Annotated in this window: 15 protein-coding genes; 9 read left to right on the top strand and 6 right to left on the bottom strand. The window is 70.2% G+C overall.

From position 1 onward, the window contains the following. Genes HFP48_RS06655 through HFP48_RS06665 form a run of 3 tightly spaced genes read left to right on the top strand, consistent with a single transcriptional unit; the run spans nt 1 to nt 3941 of the window. Nucleotides 1-516: an isoprenylcysteine carboxylmethyltransferase family protein gene (locus HFP48_RS06655; protein ID WP_006946895.1), complete on the top strand. Its 516-nt coding sequence runs from the start codon at nt 1-3 to the stop codon at nt 514-516. Then, on the top strand, nt 509-1525 hold the full coding sequence (locus HFP48_RS06660; RefSeq protein WP_168579256.1) for an NAD(P)/FAD-dependent oxidoreductase: 1017 nt from the start codon (nt 509-511) through the stop codon (nt 1523-1525). The genes HFP48_RS06655 and HFP48_RS06660 overlap by 8 nt, the downstream gene beginning before the upstream one ends. Before the next feature lie 37 nt (nt 1526-1562). Beyond that, complete coding sequence (locus HFP48_RS06665) at nt 1563-3941, top strand: MMPL family transporter (protein ID WP_168579257.1); 2379 nt, start codon at nt 1563-1565, stop codon at nt 3939-3941. Here the strand turns inward: HFP48_RS06665 and HFP48_RS06670 are convergent. Both HFP48_RS06670 and treS read right to left on the bottom strand, forming a co-directional pair. Then, nucleotides 3907-5304, bottom strand: coding sequence for a hypothetical protein (locus HFP48_RS06670; protein WP_029541761.1), 1398 nt, complete (start codon nt 5302-5304; stop codon nt 3907-3909). The two genes, HFP48_RS06665 and HFP48_RS06670, sit on opposite strands and share 35 nt — an antisense overlap. Continuing rightward, complete coding sequence (treS, locus tag HFP48_RS06675) at nt 5301-7139, bottom strand: maltose alpha-D-glucosyltransferase (RefSeq protein WP_006946891.1); 1839 nt, start codon at nt 7137-7139, stop codon at nt 5301-5303. Before treS ends, HFP48_RS06670 begins: the two co-directional genes overlap by 4 nt. 305 nt (nt 7140-7444) lie before the next feature. Here treS and HFP48_RS06680 point away from each other — a divergent pair, with 305 nt between their 5' ends. Both HFP48_RS06680 and HFP48_RS06685 read left to right on the top strand, forming a co-directional pair. Then, nucleotides 7445-8527 (top strand): 3-deoxy-7-phosphoheptulonate synthase, encoded by a 1083-nt coding sequence (locus HFP48_RS06680; protein ID WP_029541763.1) that lies wholly within the window; start codon nt 7445-7447, stop codon nt 8525-8527. Between the two features lie 112 nt (nt 8528-8639). Then, entirely contained in the window at nt 8640-9521 is an 882-nt protein-coding gene (locus HFP48_RS06685; RefSeq protein WP_029541766.1) for a glycosyltransferase family 2 protein, read from the top strand. 75 nt (nt 9522-9596) lie between these two features. Here HFP48_RS06685 and thpD read toward each other — a convergent pair whose 3' ends face one another. Next, on the bottom strand, nt 9597-10484 hold the full coding sequence (gene thpD / locus HFP48_RS06690) for an ectoine hydroxylase (RefSeq protein WP_043799864.1): 888 nt from the start codon (nt 10482-10484) through the stop codon (nt 9597-9599). A 168-nt stretch (nt 10485-10652) separates the two neighbouring features. Between thpD and HFP48_RS06695 the strand changes: the two genes are divergently transcribed. Then, nucleotides 10653-11696 carry a zinc-binding dehydrogenase gene (locus tag HFP48_RS06695; RefSeq protein WP_006931096.1) on the top strand — a complete coding sequence of 348 codons (1044 nt, stop codon included), beginning with the start codon at nt 10653-10655 and terminating at the stop codon, nt 11694-11696. A 30-nt stretch (nt 11697-11726) separates the two neighbouring features. Continuing rightward, nucleotides 11727-12152: a VOC family protein gene (locus tag HFP48_RS06700; RefSeq protein WP_006931104.1), complete on the top strand. Its 426-nt coding sequence runs from the start codon at nt 11727-11729 to the stop codon at nt 12150-12152. A gap of 10 nt (nt 12153-12162) precedes the next feature. On the opposite strand, the gene HFP48_RS06705 is transcribed toward HFP48_RS06700, so the two are convergent. Further along, nucleotides 12163-13161, bottom strand: a complete 999-nt coding sequence (locus HFP48_RS06705) for an AraC family transcriptional regulator (RefSeq protein ID WP_006931106.1) — start codon at nt 13159-13161, stop codon at nt 12163-12165. Between the two features lie 2 nt (nt 13162-13163). Continuing rightward, the gene (locus HFP48_RS06710; RefSeq protein WP_080688542.1) at nt 13164-14357 is read right to left on the bottom strand and encodes a pyridoxal phosphate-dependent aminotransferase; all 1194 of its coding nucleotides are present in this window, start codon (nt 14355-14357) and stop codon (nt 13164-13166) included. 117 nt (nt 14358-14474) lie between these two features. Between HFP48_RS06710 and HFP48_RS06715 the strand changes: the two genes are divergently transcribed. Continuing rightward, nucleotides 14475-15077: a carboxymuconolactone decarboxylase family protein gene (locus HFP48_RS06715; protein WP_006931110.1), complete on the top strand. Its 603-nt coding sequence runs from the start codon at nt 14475-14477 to the stop codon at nt 15075-15077. On the opposite strand, the gene HFP48_RS06720 is transcribed toward HFP48_RS06715, so the two are convergent. Beyond that, nucleotides 15059-15472, bottom strand: coding sequence for a VOC family protein (locus tag HFP48_RS06720; RefSeq protein ID WP_006931112.1), 414 nt, complete (start codon nt 15470-15472; stop codon nt 15059-15061). The two genes, HFP48_RS06715 and HFP48_RS06720, sit on opposite strands and share 19 nt — an antisense overlap. A gap of 113 nt (nt 15473-15585) precedes the next feature. On the opposite strand from HFP48_RS06720, the gene HFP48_RS06725 reads away from it, so the two are divergent. After that, nucleotides 15586-17931: a galactose oxidase-like domain-containing protein gene (locus HFP48_RS06725; protein ID WP_168579258.1), complete on the top strand. Its 2346-nt coding sequence runs from the start codon at nt 15586-15588 to the stop codon at nt 17929-17931. Nucleotides 17932-17951 lie beyond the last annotated feature (20 nt).

Here is a 17951-nt window from a genome sequence, read left to right on the forward strand (position 1 = left end):
ATGTTCTATCTCCTGCTCGTCGCCGCGGTCGCCACGGAGCGGCTTGCCGAGCTGGTGGTGTCCCGGCGGAACCTGGCGTGGAGCATGGAGCGCGGGGGCCGGGAGAGCGGCCGCGGACACTATCCGGTGATGGCGTCACTGCACGCGGGGCTGCTGGCCGGATGCCTGATCGAGACGTTCGGCGTCGGCCGCCGGTACGTGCCGGCTCTCGGCCGGCCGATGCTGGCACTCGTCCTGGCGTCGCAGTGCCTGAGATGGTGGTGCATCCTCACCCTCGGACACCGCTGGAACACCCGCATCGTGATCGTGCCCGGATTGCCCCTGATCCGCCGTGGGCCGTACCGCCGGCTCCGGCACCCCAACTACGTGGCCGTCGTCGTCGAGGGTGCGGCACTGCCGCTCGTCCACTCCGCGTGGGTGACCGCGGTGACCTTCACTGCGCTCGATGCCGTGGTACTTCGGGTGCGGATCCGCGCCGAGAACGCCGCCCTGCGCGAACTGGTGCGCGATGCATGACCTGATCGTCGTCGGCGCCGGCCCCGCGGGGCTGGCCACGGCCCTGTATTCCGCCCGGGCCGGCCTCGATACGGTCGTGATCGAGTCGAGGCCGTCGCCGATCGACAAGGCCTGCGGGGAGGGTCTGATGCCGGGCGCGGTCGCCTGCCTGCGCGAACTCGGTGTGCCGGTCGACGGACATCCCCTCCGGGGGATCCGGTACACGGACGGGCACTGCCGGGCCGAGGCCGGCTTCCGCGACGGCCACGGCTTGGGGGTGCGCCGCACCGATCTGCAGGCAGCATTGCAGTCCGAGGTCGTGACACGAGGTGTTCCGGTGCTGCAGCGCCGGGTCTCCGAGATCACGCAGGATGCCCGGTGCGTGACGGCCGCAGGCGCCACGGCGCGGTACCTCGTCGCGGCCGACGGGCTGCACTCCGCCATCCGACGGCAGCTGGGCCTGGACCGCCCACCGTCCGGTCACCACAGGTGGGGGCTACGCCGGCACTTCGAGGTGGCCCCATGGACCGACTTCGTGGAAGTGCATTGGGCCCGCGACCGCGAGGCCTACGTCACCCCGGTCGGTCCCCGCCTCGTCGGCGTGGCGCTGCTCTCCGCTACCCGCGGGTCGTTCGCCCGGCAGCTGGCCGAATTCCCCGCCCTTGCCCAGCGGCTCCCCGACACCGCGGCGACCGCCGTCCGGGGGGCGGGACCGATGCGTCAGGACGCCAGGGCCCGCGTCGCGGGCCGTGTGCTGCTCGTCGGTGACGCGGCCGGATACGTGGACGCGATCACCGGCGAAGGCATCGACGTCGCTCTGAAATGCGCACGCGCCCTTGTGCAGTGCCTCGAATGCGGGCAACCGGCACGCTACGAACGGGCATGGTCGCGGGCGTCGCGGCGCTCACGCCTGCTGACCTCCTCCCTGCTGTGGGCGCGTCGGCAACCCCGCCTCGGCCCTGTCATCGTGCCGCTGGCTGCGCGGTCACCACGCCTGTTCGCTGCCGCCGTCCATCAGGTCGCACGATGACGATGTCGACGTCCCCGACCCGGCCTCCGCCACGGCCATGACCCGCTGGGCCGCATTTCTTCTCGCACGCCGGTGGCTCGTGCTGATCGTGACCGTCACCGCGCTGGTGCTCGGCGGCGCATGGGGGCTGGGGGTCTTCCCCCATCTGAGGTTCGAGGGCTTCCTCGACGACGGGAGCGAAGCCGCGCACGTCACGCACCAGGTGGAGGAGCACCTCGGCCGCCGGGAGCCGGACATCGTCGCCATCTACACCGCCCCACCCGGGCAGAGCATCGACGACATCGGACCCGAGGTGGCCGGGCACCTCGCCGCTCTCGATCGCACCCGGGTCGAGCGCGTCGACACCTACTGGACGGTGCCCGTGGTCGAGAAACCGTACTTGCGCTCCGCCGATGGCACCCGAGCGCTCGCGACGGTGACCCTGCAGCATTCCGGGTCGGGTGATCGGCCGCCGTACCACGATCTGCTGTCCGTGCTGCAGGTTCCCGGAGTCGACACCCAGCTGACCGGCAAGACCGTGGTCGACGATTCGTTCAACACACAACTGAAGACCGACCTCGTCGTCGCCGAGTCGGTGTCGCTTCCGCTGACCCTGATTCTGCTGGTGATGATCTTCGGCGGACTGACCGCCGCGGCGGTGCCGGTTCTCGTCGCCGCGCTGTCGGTGCTCAGCGCGCTCGGGACGCTTCGGCTGCTGACCATGTTCACCGAGGTCAATGCCTTTGCCCTCAACGTCACCTCTCTTCTGTGTCTCGGTCTGGCCATCGATTACGGACTGTTCATCGTCAGCCGGTTCCGGGAAGAACTCCGCTCCGGCGCCTCGCCGAACGACGCGGTTCGGCGGACCGTTCTCACCGCGGGCCGCACCGTGTGCTTTTCCGCGCTGCTGCTCGTATGTGCCTTCGCCGGAATGCTCGTCTTTCCCCAGGAGGTGATCCGGTCGCTGGGTTTGGGCGCCATCTCGGCCGCCCTCAGCGCGGCCCTGCTGTCCTTGACCGCCGTGCCCGCGGCCCTGGCCGTTCTGGGTGCCCGGATCAACAGTCTGACCTGGCGCCGCGGGGCGGTCGAGCGCGGCGAGGTGCGAGCCCACCGATTCTGGGGAGCCGTCGCCGACCGGGTGATGCGCCATCCGCTGCGCGTCGCAGTCCCGATCACCCTCGTGCTGGTGGTGTTCGCGGCCCCGGTCCTTCTGACGCGGTTCGGCTCGATCAGCTACACCTCGCTGCCGCCCGGCAATCCGGTTCGCGCGGCCACCGAACAGCTGGTCCAGGAATTTCGGTCACCTGGTGGCGACATCACCGTCCTGGTGCACGGAACAGCCGGCTCGCCCCCGCCCCTGCATGCGAGCCTCGGGTTCGTGGCACAGGCCGATGCCGTCGACGGGGTCACCGGGGCGCAGCCCATCGCCACGACCTCGGATTTCACCGTCATCTCCGCGGCGGTGACCGACCGATCGGACGTCGAGCGCGCGAACGCGGCCGTCGCAGCACTGCGCGAGCTGGCGCCGCCGGCAGGAACCCGGATCGAGGTCGGCGGACCGTTCGCCCTCGAGGCCGACAACAATCACGCGATCACCGAGGCGCTGCCCACCATGATCGCCGTCATGGTGGGCGCGACACTGCTGCTGCTGTTCCTGGCCTTCGGCACGGTGGTGCTGCCGGTCAAGGCGGTCGCCATGGCGGGACTGAGCCTCGGGGCGACCTTCGGGCTGCTGACCTGGATCTTCCAGGAAGGACACGGCGCCGGTCTCATCGGCGTGGCTCCGGAGCCCGTCCAGCCCACCCTGGTCGTGTTGATCCTCGCCGTCGTGTTCGGCCTGTCGACCGATTACGAGATCTTCCTGATGTCGCGGATGGTCGAAGCGCATGCTGCGGGGGCGTCGACCGAGACGGCGGTGCACACCGGTACCGCCCTCACCGGTCGTGTCGTCACCTGCGCCGCGCTGATACTCGGTACGGTCACCGCGGCCTTCGCGCTCTCCCCGATGACGATCATGCGGTTCATCGGACTGGGAATGATCTTCGCCCTCGTCATCGACGCCACGCTGGTCCGCATGCTGCTGGTTCCCTCACTGATCAAGCTGATGGGCGACGCGAACTGGTGGGCGCCGGCACCCCTGGCACGCCTGCACCGACGCATCGTGCACGGATGGTCCGAGGGCCCGGGCCCGCGCCACCGGGCCACCGCGAGAGGCCGGTCGACACCCGCCGCGGGCCGGCACCGGTCCTCCGTGGACCTGCGCCGACCACGCCGGAAAGGGTCCTCCCCGGACCGGGGGGCGGCCGCGATCGACCCGGTCCACCGGCCGCATCGGGGCGGACTCGACGACCCGGCACCCTCGGGTGAGGATCTCCTGGCGGATACCACCGACGGCCACAGCCCTACGTCGCCTGCACCAGCCGACGGATCGCGTTGAGCGGCAGCCGGATCCACTGTGGCCGGTGGCGGGCCTCGTAGACCACCTCGTAAACGGCCTTGTCCAGTTCGTACGCGCGCAGCAGCGCGGCCGACTCGCGCGGATCCGCGCCGGACGCGCCCGCATAGCCGTCGCAGAACGCGGCGGAGTTGCGCTGCGCCCATTCCTGCGCCCGGAACTCGCGTTGCGCGGCGGCAGCCTCCGACGTCGCATCGTGCAGGGAGTGGTGGGCCGCGTAGTCGAACGAGCGGAGCATCCCCGCCACGTCGCGCAGGGCGCTGTCCGGTTCCCGCCGTTCGTCGAGGGACTTGGCGGGCTCGCCCTCGAAATCGATGAGCAGCCAGTGTTCCGGGGTGCGCAGCACCTGCCCGAGGTGCAGGTCCCCGTGGACCCGCTGCACCGTGGTCGTGCCGGTGGCCGCCGCCTCCGCCAACCGCTCCCGCACCGCCGGGGCGAATTCCGCCAGTTCCGGTACGACGGCACCGGCCGCGTCCAGGCGGCGCAGCATGCCGTCGACGATCTCGCCGACGGGTCGCTGCGACGTCCCGAGGGACTGCGCCAGCAGCGCGTGCACCTCGGCCACGGCCGCGCCCATCCGCTGCGATTCGCCGGCGAAGTCCGTGCCCACCTCGTCCGCCCGCAGGTCGGCCTCGAGCAGCAGGTCCCGCACGCTGCCCAGAGCCATCGACCAGCCGTCGGCGGAGTTGGCCGCGAAGTCCTGCACCATCGCCAGCGTCGTGCGCACGCCGCCGATCTCGGCGTCGATCCACGCGCGCACGGGGGCGACCGACCGGCAGCCCGCCTCGCCGAGCGCGAGGTGCAGTTCCACGTCGGGGTTGACGCCCGGAGTGATCCGGCGGAAGAGCTTGAGCAGCAACTGCTCGCCCAGCACGACGGAGGTGTTGGACTGCTCGGCGCTGAGCGCCCGCCCGCGCAGTCCCTCCTCGATGACCGTGCCGGGCACGGTGTGCAGCTCGACCGGGCCATACACCTGCCCGGTAGCGATCGAGTGCGCGTACAGGTCGATGATCTCCTGGTCGCGCAGGCCGTCGTAGGCGTGGGGGCGGTCGTCGCCGCTCCCGTCGGGCCGCGGCAGCGCCCAGGGTGCCAGCTCGTCGGGCAGGTGCGGGCGATACCCGAGCGGCACCTGGTAGATCTGCTCGGCGCCGGATTCGAACTCGACGGTCACCAGCAGGTGGTCCGCTCCGAACGCGGGGGTGTCGGTGAGCGGTTCCCGCAGCATGATCCGGACGGCGGCGACGGTTCTGCCCTTGGCGGCGAACCAACGCTGGTGGGGAAGCCACTCGGCCAGCAGGGCCTCGAGCTCCGCATCGGAGTAGTGCTGCACGTTCGGATCCCTCATGGCTGCACCGCCGCCTCGGCTTCGCTGCTCACCGGATGTTCGCCGACGCCTTCCCTCGTCGGATCGGGCTGCAGCGCGAACCAATAGAAACCGTGACCGGGCAGGGTGATCATGTACCCCTCCTCCGTGATCGGTGGGAACGGGACGGAACCGGTGAGCTCCACCGGAATCCACCCTGCGAACCGGGACAGGTCCAGGATGACGGCCTGGGGATACCGGGATAGGTTGTTCACACACAGGATGACGTCGCTGTAGTTGCGGTCCGGGCCGAGCGGCATCTCCCGCAGGTACGACAGGACGGCCGGGTTGGCGCTGCCCAATTCGGTGAAGGCGGCCTTGCCGAACGCCGGATGCTGCTTGCGGACCTGGATCATCCGGCGCGTCCAGTGCAGCAGCGTGTTCGTCGAGTTCATCTGCCGCTCGACGTTCACGGACTGGTAGCCGTAGGTCGGATCCATGATCGTCGGCAGGTACAGCCGCGCGGGGTCCGCCCGCGAGAAGCCCGCGTTGCGGTCGGGTGTCCACTGCATCGGCGTGCGCACGGCGTCGCGGTCGCCGAGCCAGATGTTGTCGCCCATCCCGATCTCGTCGCCGTAGTAGAGCACCGGCGAGCCGGGCAGGCTCAACAGCAGAGCCGTGAACAGCTCGAGCTGGTTGCGGTCGTTCTCGAGCAGCGGGGCCAGCCGGCGCCGGATGCCGATGTTCGCCCGCATCCGCGGGTCGGTGACGTACTCGGCATACATGTAGTCACGTTCTTCGTCCGTGACCATCTCGAGGGTCAGCTCGTCGTGGTTGCGCAGGAAGATGCCCCACTGCGCACTGCTCGGAATCGGCGGTGTCTGGGCGAGGATCTCGGAGATGGGGAACCGGTTCTGGCGCCGCACCGCCATGAAGATGCGCGGCATGAGCGGGAAGTGGAACGCCATGTGGCACTCGTCGCCGACCTCCGGCTCGCCGAAGTACTCCACCACGTCGCTGGGCCACTGGTTCGCCTCCGCCAGCAGCACCCGGCCCGGATACTCCGCGTCGATCACCGCGCGGCACTTCTTCAGGAACGCGTGTGTCTCGGGCAGGTTCTCGCAGTTGGTGCCCTCGCGCTCGAACAGGTAGGGCACCGCGTCCAGCCGGAACCCGTCGATCCCCAGGTCGAGCCAGAAGCGCAGGACGTCGATCATCGCGTCCTGCACCTCGGGATTGTCGTAGTTCAGGTCCGGCTGGTGCGAGAAGAACCGGTGCCAGTAGTACTGCTTGCGCACCGGATCCCACGTCCAGTTGGAGGATTCGGTGTCGACGAAGATGATGCGCGCATCCGGGTAGCGCTCGTCGGTGTCGGACCACACGTAGAAGTCGCCGTACGGGCCGTCCGGGTCCGTACGCGACTCCTGGAACCACGCGTGCGTGTCGGACGTGTGGTTCATGACCAGGTCGGTGATCACGCGGATACCGCGCTTGTGCGCCTCGTCGAGGAACGTGACGAAGTCGTCGACGGTGCCGAACTCCGGGAGCACCGCCCGGAAGTCCCGGATGTCGTACCCGCCGTCGCGCAGCGGGGAGTCGTAGAACGGTGGTAGCCAGATACAGTCGGCGCCCAGCCAGGCGATGTAGTCGAGCTTCTCGGTCAGCCCGCGCAGATCACCCGTCCCGTCGTGGTTCGAGTCGTTGAAGGCGCGCACCAGGACCTCGTAGAACACCGCGGTCTTGAACCAGTCGGGATCCACCGCGAGGTTTCTGGCATGGGAGAAGTCCTCGGACTGGGCCTCGACGAGATGGCCGTCGGCTGTGTGTTCCGGTTCGTTCGACCGGTCCCTGGACTCGTGTGAACCTTCGAGCGGCATAACACCTCGGCGATCGTCTCGGCGGTACGGGCAGTGTTCTCGGTTCGTTCCGATCGTAGGGGGGTCGGCGCCGTCGCGCTGGCAATGCGGACTCGCCCCGGGCCCCCGATGTGCACCCCCGCGGGGGCTCGGGTAGGGTGTCCGTCATGCAGCGTGCATATTTCTGGTTTAGCAGGCCGGCCCGGGGTGGGTCGGTCGGCGTAACCGCGCGCTGACTTCTTCCACCTACGAGCCGGACACGGACCGGCTCGCTGGGATCTTTCAGGTTCAGCCAGGGTCGGCCCGGGAACAGGAACCGAACCCCGATGACCACCAGCACCTCCATCTCCACCGCGAATCTCGACGAACAGCGGACCGTGCGGATCAGCCCGCTCGTCGCCCCGGCCGTCGTCCGCGGCGAGCACGCCCCCGACGAGGTGGCCGCCGCCACTGTGCGCTCGGGCCGCGCCGACACCGTGGCGATCCTCGACGGCACCGACGACCGGCTGCTCGTCGTGGTCGGGCCGTGCTCGGTGCACGACCCCGCCGCCGCGATGGACTACGCGCGCCGCCTCGCCGCCAAGGCCGACGATCTGCGCGACGACCTGCACGTGGTGATGCGGGTGTACTTCGAGAAGCCGCGCACCACCCTCGGGTGGAAGGGCCTGCTCAACGACCCGCACCTCGACGGCACCTACGACATCAACACCGGTCTGCGCATCGGCCGCAAGCTGCTGCTCGACGTGTCCGGCCTCGGACTGCCGGTCGGGTGCGAGTTCCTCGACCCGATCCTGCCGCAGTACTACGCGGATCTGGTCACCTACGGCGCGATCGGGGCCCGCACCGCGGCCAGCCAGGTGCACCGGCAACTGTGCAGCGCACTGTCCATGCCGGTCGGCATCAAGAACTCCACCGAGGGTGACGTGCAGGTGGCCGTCGACGGCACCCGCGCCGCCGCCGCGAGCCACGTGTTCCCCGGCACCGATCTCGACGGGCAGGCCGCGCTCATCGAGACCGTCGGCAACCCCGACTGCCACGTCATCCTGCGCGGCGGTTCCGCCGGCCCCAACTACGACGCCGGGACGGTCGCCGACACCATGGCCCGCCTGCGCAAGGCCGGTCTGCCCGAGCGCGTCGTGATCGACGCGAGCCACGGCAACAGCAGCAAGAACCACGAGAAGCAGGTCGACGTCGTCACCGACATCGCCGAGCGGCTCGTCGCGGGCGAGAAGGGCATCGTCGGTGTGATGCTGGAGAGCTTCCTCGCGGCGGGCCGTCAGGACCTGACCCTGGGCCGGTCCGACGAGCTCGAGTACGGCAAGTCGATCACCGACGCGTGCCTCGACTGGGCCACCACGGCCGACCAGCTCGACCGGCTGGCCGACGCGGTGCGCCGCCGGCGCGCCTGAGGCCCGCGGCGCCCCTGACGCCGGTGCCGGGAACCGTTTCGGGGGATGTCCCGGAACGGTTCCCGCCCGCGGCGCCCCGCGGCGCGCGGCCGGTCGCGGTAGCGTCGGAGGCATGCATCAGCACACGCTGTCGGTGGTCGTGCCGGCGTACAACGAGGAACGCTACATCGGTCCGTGTCTGGCGGCGCTGTTGGAGCAGGAAGCGGACATCCGCGAAATCGTGGTAGTGGACAACAATTCGACGGACAGGACGGGCGAGATCGTCGACGCGATCGCCGAGCGGTCTCCGATCGTCCGCCGGATCGTCGAGCCCCGCCCCGGCGTCGCATTCGCCCGCAATGCCGGATTCGACTCGGCGACAGGAGATCTCCTCGGCCGGATCGACGCCGACACGCGGGTGCGGCCCGGATGGGCCCGCGCGATCCTCGACTTCTTCGCGCGTGCAGACACCGAGAGCGTCGGTGCCGTCAGCGGACTCAGCAACTCCTACGACTCGCCGTACCGGGAGCTCAAGCGCCGGTATATCGAGCAGCGCGTGCGCAAGGGCTTCTTCGGCGGTGAGCGCCGCATCGACAACCTGCACGGTGCCAACATGGCCGTGCGCCGGTCGGCCTGGCAGCGCGTCCGCGACGCGGTCAGCACGGATGCCGGGATCCACGAAGACCTCGACCTGGCCCTGTGCCTGCGCGAGGCCGACATCGAGATCGCCCAGCTCTCCGAGCTGTTCGTCGACATCTCCCCACGGCGTGCGCTGACGCCGCCGCGGGAGTACACCAAGTACATCCGCTCCGGAACCGCCACGTTCGAACTGCATGGCCGGATGAATCCGGTGCTTCGCCGAATCCTGCGGGCGCACTGGGCGTTCCACGTGCTCGTGTATCTGGCCTACCGGCCCTACGATCCGGAGCTGGGCCGGTTCACGCTCACCCGGCTGCTGCGCACACCGCGTGCCCGCACGCTGCCGATCGACGTGGCGGACACCGCCCGCGTGTGAGCGCCGCGATGCGGGGTGCGCCCGGCCCGCGCCGGTCGCACCCCGCGTCCGTTCGTGTCAGCACGTCCGTTCGGGTCAGTGCAGGGGAGTGAAGTCCCGGCTGCCGAGGTAGTCCGGCCGCCGGCGCGGCGCCGAGAACGGCTCGACGAGCGCGTTCTCGACACTGTTGAACACCACGAACAGATTCGACCGGGGGAACGGGGTGATATTGCCGTTCGAGCCGTGCATGCAGTTCGCGTCGAACACCGTGGCCGAACCGGCCGAGCCGGTGAACGTGGCGATGCCGTGCTCGGCGGCCATCGAGGTCAGCGTGTCCTCGTCGGGCGAACCGGTGGGGGGCACGTGCGTGACGAGGGACTGCCGGTAGTAGTCGTCGGGGGTGGTACCGGCGCACGAGACGAAGGTCCGGTGCGAACCGGGCATGATCATCAAACCGCCGTTGTAACCGTAGTTCTCGGTCAGCGCGACGGAGATGCTCAGCGCCCGCGGACGCGGCATCCCGTCCTCGGCGTGCCAGGTCTCGAAATCGGAGTGCCAGTAGAACGGTCCGCCGCGGAATCCCGGCTTGACGTTCAGCCTCGATTGGTGGATGTAGACCGCCGAGCCGAGGAGTTGGCGGGCGATTCCGGCGATCTCCGGTCGCCGGACGATCTCGGCGACCGTGCCGGAGAGGCGGTGCACGTCGAACACGGAGCGCACGTCCCCGCTTCCCGCCTCCCGCACGACCCGCTCGTCGTCGGCCAGATCCCGGCCCAGACGTGCCGTCTCGTCGAGCAGATTTCCGACGTCGTGCGCCGGCAGGAGCGCGTCGACGGTGTGGAACCCGCGCCGGTCGTACTCGGCGACGGCCGGGGCGTCCAGCGGCCCCGTTGCCGATCCCCACACCACCGGATCCGGCCGGGACACGCTCACGCAGTTCGTGCGGTTCCGGGTCGGGTAGTCGTCGATGACGGCCGTCTGCATTGTTGCGAATCACCCTCTCGAAGTCGATGACGGTTCCTTCCGACGCTCTCACCCACCGTGGGCGGATGCAACCCGTCGCGGAGATCCGCGGCACAAACATGCGCAACGCCGCATGCGCCGGGAGTAGGGTCGCCCCTGGCTGCCGCCGCACAACAGGATGAGGGGATCATGACCGAGACGATGCGCGCCGCGCGTTTTCATGCGGACACCAGAACCAATGTGCTGGAAGATGTTCCGATTCCGTCGCCGGGCCCCGGCGAGGTGCTCGTCAAGGTCGCCTTCTGCGGCATCTGCCACTCGGACCTGAGCCTGCTCGACGGCACCTTCCCGGCCCTGCTGCCGGTGGTCACCCAGGGCCACGAAGCCGCCGGGATCATCGCGGCCGTCGGGGACGGCGTGACCGGGTGGGAGGTCGGGGACCGCGTCGTGCCCTCGGCCGGACGACCGTGCATGCAGTGCCGCAAGTGCCGGCGCGGCGACCTGACCAACTGCCTGAACATCCAGTTGATGGCCTTCGCGTACGACGGCGCCTGGGCCGAGTACACCGTCGCACAGGCGGGCGGTCTCACCCTCGTGCCCGACAACGTCCCGCTCGAGCAGGCGGCGATCCTCGCCGACGCGGTGTCCACGCCGTTCGGCGCCGTCGTGCGCACCGGGCAGGTGCAGGTGGGCGAGGCCGTCGGCGTGTGGGGGGTCGGCGGAGTGGGCACCCACATCGTGCAGCTCGCCCGGCTGATCGGTGCCGTGCCGGTCCTCGCGTTCGACATCAACCCCGCGGTGCGGGAGCGGGCCCTCGAACTCGGCGCCGACTATGCGTTCGACTCCCGCGACCCGGACCTGGTGCAGAGGGTCGCCGAGGCGACCGGCGGGAAGATGCTCGACGTGGCCTTCGACTCGGCGGGCGTGAAGGCCACCTTCGACCAGGCCCTGCAGTGCGTGATGACGGGTGGCCGCGTCGTGGTCGTCGGGCTGAGCGGGCAGGAGGCCTCCCTGGGCCCCACCGCCACGTTCGGACTGTCGCGCAAGCACGTGATGGGCCACCTCGGCTACAAGAATGTCGACATCGAAACGCTCGCCGCGCTCGTCTCCCGCGGCCGCCTGGACATCTCCCGCTCGATCAGCGAGATCGTGCCGCTGGAGAACATCGCCGAGGGCATCGAGAAGCTGCACAACCACATCGGGGATCCGATCCGGATCCTCGTTCAGCCCTGACCTGTCGGAGTCTCGTCGTACCGTCGCCGCATGGGTTACGAATTCCAGGTGACGGTCGATTCCAACAGCCCGCACACGCTGGCGAAATGGTGGGCGGCCGCGCTGGGCTGGCGGGTGGAGCCGAGCAACGAGGACTTCATCCGCGGCCTGGTCGCGGCCGGCCACGCCCGCGAGGACGACACCGAGATCTTCGAGGGCGTCCTGGTCTGGAAGGCGGGCGCCGCGATCTCCGATCCCGAGGTGCCCGCGCGTCCGCGCGTGCTCTTCCAGCGGGTGCCCGAGGGCAAGACGGTGAAGAACCGGCTGCACTTCGACATCCGGGCCGGGGAGGAACGTGAGGCGCTCGCCGGGCGGCTCGTCGAGGCGGGCGCGACCGTCCTGCACCGGGGCCGGCAGGGGCCGAGCGAGTGGATCACCATGACCGACCCGGAGGGCAACGAGTTCTGCGTCGGGTGAACCGGCGGACCTACCGATACGCGCGCGGGGTCTTGCCCGTCCATCGCTTGAAGGCACGCCGGAACGCGCTCGGCTCGGAGAAGCCGAGGCGGGCCGACAGCGCGTCCACCGGTTCGCCGCGGCGCAGACCGGCGATCGCCGTGTCGCGCAGCACCTCCTCGCGCAACTGCCCGAGCGAGGTGCCCTCCTGCCGGAGCAGGCGCCGCAGATGCGGTGCGCTCACCGACAGCATCTCCGCGACTTCCTCGGCGGTCGCCGTGCGTCCCTCGATGCCCGACTCGAAGATCCGCCGCACCTGCGACGCGGCGGTGGAGTCGTAGTCGCGTTCCGACATCATCAGATTCGGCGATTCGCGCAGATAGTCCTCGAGCGTCTCCTCGGTCTGGACGATGGGCGACCGCAGTGCCGCGTTGTCGATTTCGAGCGCTGCCCCGTCGGCGTCGAAGGTGACCGGCACCCCGAAGATCGCGTCGTAGTTCTTCGCGAGCACCGGATCGGGCTCGCCGTAGGGAACCGTGACCGACGCCAGCCGTACTCGTCCGCCGACGAGCCAGGCCGCGAAGCGGTGCAGCAGGATGAGCAGGAAATCGATGATGACGCGGGTCTTGTCGTCGCACGGCTCCGGCAGCACCACCTCGAGCCGGGTCGTCTGCGGGCCCGGCGTCAGCCGCAGTCTCGGCAGCGTCGGCAGCACGCGGTTGACCTCGATCATCCGTTCGAGGGCCTGGGCGAGGTCCCGGCAGTGGATCAGCGTCAGGCACATCACGCGGAAGGTGCCGCGGGGCACCGGCCCCGGCCCGAGGCCGAACAACTCGTCACCGGTGAGCTCCCAGGTCTTCTGCGTGAACCGGGTGACCTGTTCGGGGGTGAGGCGCGCGTGCGGGTGCGCGAGCACCGCGCGACTGATCCGGGCCGCGTCCAGGGCCGGGGCCAGATCCACGCCGTTCGCCGCGGCGAGAACCACCGAGCGGCGCACGAAGTCGGAGGGAATGGTGGCGGGGGCGGTCATGTTCAGCCGTGCTCCCGCAGGCTGCGCAGCCGCCGGACGCCCTCGAGGAGGACGTCGTCGCGCTTGCAGAACGCGAAGCGCACCAGATGGTTCCACTGCTGGGGGTCGTCGACGAAGGCGCTGACCGGGACCGCGGCCACCCCGATGCGTTCGGGCAGGGTCCGGCAGAAGGCGACACCGTCCGTCGCGCCGAACGGGGTGATGTCCGCGCACACGAAATACGTGCCGGCCGAGTCCAACACACCGAATCCGGCGTCGGCGAGGGCGCCGGAGAGCAGGTCGCGCCTGCGCTGCAGATCGTCGCGCTGGGCGGCGATCCACGGCTGCTCGTGGGTCAGCGCGTACGCGACGGCGGGCTGGAACGGCGCCCCGGCGACGAACGACATGAACTGTTTCGCCGCGCGCACCCCGTCGATCAGTTCGCGGGGGCCGAGCGCCCATCCGATCTTCCAGCCGGTGACGTTGAACGTCTTCGCGGCGCTGGACACGGTGACGGTGCGTTCGGCCATGCCGGGCAGCGACGCGAGCGGGCGGTGCCGGCGGCCGTCGAACACCAGGTGCTCGTACACCTCGTCGGACAGCACCAGCAGGTCCCGCTCGCAGGCCAGTGCCGCGACCGCGGCGAGCGCCGCGTCGTCGTAGACCGTGCCCGTCGGGTTGTGCGGGGTGTTGACCACGAGCATGCGGGTGCGCTCGGTGACCGCGGCGCGCAGCGCGTCCACGTCCAGGACGAACCCGGACCCCGCGCGGGCGAGCGGCACCGTGCGGCGGCTCGCCCCCGCCAGCGCCACGGACGCGGCGTAGGAGTCGTAGTAGGGCTCGGTGAGCAGCACCTCGTCGCCGGGTTCGACGAGACCGAGGATGGCGGCGCTGATCGCCTCGGTGGCGCCGACGGTGACGAGGACCTCGGTGTCGGGGTCGTGCTCGAGCCCGTACCGGGCGGCGCGGTCCGCCGCGATCGCCCGGCGCAACTCGGGTGTGCCCGGCCCGGGCGGGTACTGGTTGACGCCGTCGGCGATGGCCTGGCGCGCGACGTCCAGCATCGCGCGGGGGCCGTCCGTGTCGGGAAAACCCTGGCCGAGGTTCACGGCGTCGTGCGTAACGGCCAGGGCGGTCATCTCGGCGAAGATCGTGGACGCGAACGGGCGCAGCCTGCGGACGGTGCGGACCCGATGTGAGGACGCGATTTCTGCCATTTCTGCAGCTTAGCCGCGCCCTTCCCGGCCTCCGGCAGCGGTCGTGTCACATCCGGCGGGGCTGTCTCGTCCAAAGGATGAACGGTCCCGCTCGGGACCCGAGGAACGGAGAAGGTCATGGCGCGCATTCCCGCGGTGACACCGGCCGAGGCCGGCGTCACGACGAAGATCGCCTACCGGGTGGCCCGGCGCCGCTTCGGGGAGGTGCCCGAGCCGTTCGCCGTCTACGCCCACCATCCGGCGTTGATGCGGGCGAGCGCCGTGCACGAGATGCTCGTCGAGCGCGCCTCGACGGTGCTGCCGGCGCACGTCCGCGAGCTCGCGGTGTACCGGGTGGCCTGGAGCGTCGGGTGCTCCTGGTGCGTCGACTTCGGCGCGATGCTGCAGCGGCTCGACGGACTCGACGTGGACCGCCTCGAGCACATCGCCGACTACGCGACCTCCGACGCCTACAGCGACGACGAGCGTGCGGCGATCGCGTACGCCGACGCGATGACGGGAGCCGGCGGTGCGGCCGTCGCGGTGACGGACGAGCAGGTCGCCGACCTCGAGCGTCGCTTCGGGCGGGCCGGGGTGGTGGAACTGACGTACCAGATCGCGCTCGAGAACATGCGGGCCCGGATGAACTCGGCCCTGGGCATCCACGAGCAGGGATTCAGCACCGACGCGTGCCGGGTGCCGTGGCTGCAGGACGACGCGGCTCAGGGCAGCACGAGCTGACCGATGGGACCCGGATTCCAGGCGATCTCCCACCGGAATCCGTCGGGGTCCGCGAAATACCCTGTGTAGCCGCCCCACTCACGTTCGACCGCGTCGGAGACCGGATCGGCTCCGGCGCGGCGGGCGGTGTCCAGCACCCGGTCGACGTCCGCTCGGTCGGCGACGTTGTGGGCGAGCGTCACGGGCGGGACGCCGCCCCGCTGCACGGGGCCGACCTCGGCCGCGAACTGCCGTTCGTCCCACAGGGACAGGACGAGGTGCGGGCCGACCTGGATCATCACCACCTCGCCGGGGACGTCGACGACCGGGGTCCAGCCGAGTCCGTCGACGTAGAAGCGCCGGGTGCGCTCGAGGTCGGCGACGGCGAGAGTGACGAAGCTCAGTCGTTGCTCCATGGCCGAAGCCTAGGCGTGTCCGTCCCGGACACGCGAGTGCGGATGGGCGACACTGTTCGTGGTGTCTCGTTCGCGGACCCGACCGCGGCCGGACCCGGATACTGGGAGGCGCCATGGCCGGTGGTTTCGTGCCTGTTCCGGACTGGTTCAGCTGGGAGAATCACGACTGCGGCGTCGCCGTCGCCGACATCGACGGTGACGGCGCACCGGACGTCGTCGCTCTCATGATCGACAACCCGCGAGAGCAGAACACCGGCTGGTACCGGGTCGGACACGGGCTGGCCGCCGACGGAACGGTGCGCAACTGGGAGTCCTGGATCCCCGTTCCCGATTTGTGGGGCTGGGAGAACCAGGGCGCCGGTATCGCCGTCGCGGACCTCGGCGGTACCGGCACGCTCGACCTCGTCGTCTTCGTCGTCGACAACCCGCCCGGTCAGAACTCCGGATACTTCCGCATCGGCCGCGACCTGGCCGCCGACGGAACGGTCACGGGAGGGTGGACGCCGTGGATCGCGGTCCCGGACTGGTACGGGTGGGAGAACCAGGGCGCCGACATCGCGATCGCCGACCTCGACGGCCTGCCCACCCTCGTGGTCTTCGTCGTCGACAACCCGCCCGGCCAGAACAGCGGACAGTTCCGGCTGGGCCGGGGGTTGACTCCCGAGGGAACGCTGACCGCCGGCTGGACGCCCTGGGTGCCCGTACCGGACTGGTACGGCTGGGAGAACCAGGGTGCGGGCATCGCCGTCACCGACCTCGACGGCGACGGCCGGCCCGAACTGATCGTGCTCGCCGTCGACAATCCGCCGGGGGAGAACGGTGGTCACTACACGATCGGCTGGGGTCTGGACGGATCCGGTCACGCCCTCGACGGCTGGAGCGTGTGGTCCACCATCCCGGCGTGGGGCTTCTGGGAGAACCAGGGTGCGGCAGCCGCAGTGCTGGATCGCGGCGACGGTTCCCGGCCCGAACTGGTCGTGCTCGCGACGGACAACCCACCGCAGCGCAACACCGGATACCTCCGCGTGGTCGAACTCGTCACGGACGTCGACGAGGCGCCCGACATGGGTCTCTGGCGGCTGCTCGACTTCGGCACCGAGATCAATCCCGTGCACGCGGCGCTGCTGCACACCGGGGACGTGCTCTTCTTCGCAGGCTCCGGGAACGATCCCGACCACCATGCAGCCCATCGATTCCGCACCAGAGTCTGGCACTATCCCGCTCCCGAACTCGACGCTCCGGCCACACCGATCGACCTGTTCTGCGTCGGGCAGGCGTTTCTTCCCGACGGGCGCCTTCTCGCGGCCGGGGGCACCGAACGGTACGACCCGTTCTACGGTCTGAAGGACGCGCTCGTCTTCGATCCGGTCACGGGGGAGTGGTCGGCCACCGCCGACATGACGTACGGGCGGTGGTACCCGACGCTGCTCACCCTCGGCGACGGGAACGTGGTCGCGGTGTCCGGACTCGGCGCCGACAACCATCTTTCGGTCGTCCCCGAGCGGTACACCGCGGCGACCGCGACGTGGTCGGAACTGCCGTCGCCGGGCCCGATCCCGATGTATGCGCACCTGTTCCTGCTCGCGGACGGCCGGATCTTCTATTCCGGAGGTCAATACGGCGGGAACAACGGCATGCGGCCGTCCGTGTGGGATCCCGATACGGGTCACGTCACCGCCGTGGCCGGCCTGGCCGTGCCCGGTTCCCGCAATCAGGCGGCGAGCGTGCTGCTGCCGCCGGCCCAGCAGCAGAGGGTCATGATCCTCGGCGGCGGAGGATTCGACCTGCACAGTCCCGCACCTGCACTCGCCGACACGCGGATCGTCGACCTCACCGACCCGGAGCCCGCCTATCGGCCCGGTCCCCCGATGGCCCATGCCCGCATGCATCTGAGCGCGGTGCTGCTCCCGGACCGCACGGTGCTCGCCACGGGCGGTTCGGCGGTGGAGGAGACGGCGCACGGCGCACCGCCCCATGCGGAGATCTACCGGCCCGCCACCGGCGTGTGGACGCACACCGCGCCCTCTCGGGTGCCCCGGCTCTACCACTCGGTCGCCTTGCTGACCCCCGACGGGAAAGTGGTCACCGCCGGCTCGAATCCGGCCCGCAAGACGGAGGACCTGCGCATCGAGATCTACTGGCCCCCGTATCTGTTCCACGGCGACCGGCCGACCCTCGAGCTGGCCGCCGCCGAGGGCGGATACGGGGGAGCCGTTGCCGCGACCGTGCACCCGCGCGGCGCCGTACAGACCGTCGGCCTCGTCCGTCCGGGCGCCTGCACCCACTCGTGCGACAGCGAGCAACGCCTGGTCGACGTCGCGTTCACCGCCGGGGCGGGTGGATCGGTCACGCTGCATCTGCCCACCGACCCCGACCTCGCGCCGCCGGGGTGGTACCTCGTGTTCGCGGTCGACGAGCACGAGGTGCCGTCGATCGGCCGATGGCTGCACCTGGGGTGAAACCGATCGCACCGTATGGT

The organism is Rhodococcus sp. DMU1 (assembly GCF_012272955.1).
Lineage (GTDB): Bacteria > Actinomycetota > Actinomycetes > Mycobacteriales > Mycobacteriaceae > Rhodococcus > Rhodococcus aetherivorans.

Bases quoted from the DNA above. Each gene is read 5' to 3' on its own strand.
- HFP48_RS06655 (WP_006946895.1), top strand. From the start codon at position 1: ATGTTCTATCTCCTGCTCGTCGCCGCGGTCGCCACGGAGCGGCTTGCC.
- HFP48_RS06660 (WP_168579256.1), top strand. From the start codon at position 509: ATGCATGACCTGATCGTCGTCGGCGCCGGCCCCGCGGGGCTGGCCACG.
- HFP48_RS06665 (WP_168579257.1), top strand. From the start codon at position 1,563: ATGACCCGCTGGGCCGCATTTCTTCTCGCACGCCGGTGGCTCGTGCTG.
- HFP48_RS06670 (WP_029541761.1), bottom strand. From the start codon at position 5,304: ATGAGGGATCCGAACGTGCAGCACTACTCCGATGCGGAGCTCGAGGCC.
- treS (WP_006946891.1), bottom strand. From the start codon at position 7,139: ATGCCGCTCGAAGGTTCACACGAGTCCAGGGACCGGTCGAACGAACCG.
- HFP48_RS06680 (WP_029541763.1), top strand. From the start codon at position 7,445: ATGACCACCAGCACCTCCATCTCCACCGCGAATCTCGACGAACAGCGG.
- HFP48_RS06685 (WP_029541766.1), top strand. From the start codon at position 8,640: ATGCATCAGCACACGCTGTCGGTGGTCGTGCCGGCGTACAACGAGGAA.
- thpD (WP_043799864.1), bottom strand. From the start codon at position 10,484: ATGCAGACGGCCGTCATCGACGACTACCCGACCCGGAACCGCACGAAC.
- HFP48_RS06695 (WP_006931096.1), top strand. From the start codon at position 10,653: ATGACCGAGACGATGCGCGCCGCGCGTTTTCATGCGGACACCAGAACC.
- HFP48_RS06700 (WP_006931104.1), top strand. From the start codon at position 11,727: ATGGGTTACGAATTCCAGGTGACGGTCGATTCCAACAGCCCGCACACG.
- HFP48_RS06705 (WP_006931106.1), bottom strand. From the start codon at position 13,161: ATGACCGCCCCCGCCACCATTCCCTCCGACTTCGTGCGCCGCTCGGTG.
- HFP48_RS06710 (WP_080688542.1), bottom strand. From the start codon at position 14,357: ATGGCAGAAATCGCGTCCTCACATCGGGTCCGCACCGTCCGCAGGCTG.
- HFP48_RS06715 (WP_006931110.1), top strand. From the start codon at position 14,475: ATGGCGCGCATTCCCGCGGTGACACCGGCCGAGGCCGGCGTCACGACG.
- HFP48_RS06720 (WP_006931112.1), bottom strand. From the start codon at position 15,472: ATGGAGCAACGACTGAGCTTCGTCACTCTCGCCGTCGCCGACCTCGAG.
- HFP48_RS06725 (WP_168579258.1), top strand. From the start codon at position 15,586: ATGGCCGGTGGTTTCGTGCCTGTTCCGGACTGGTTCAGCTGGGAGAAT.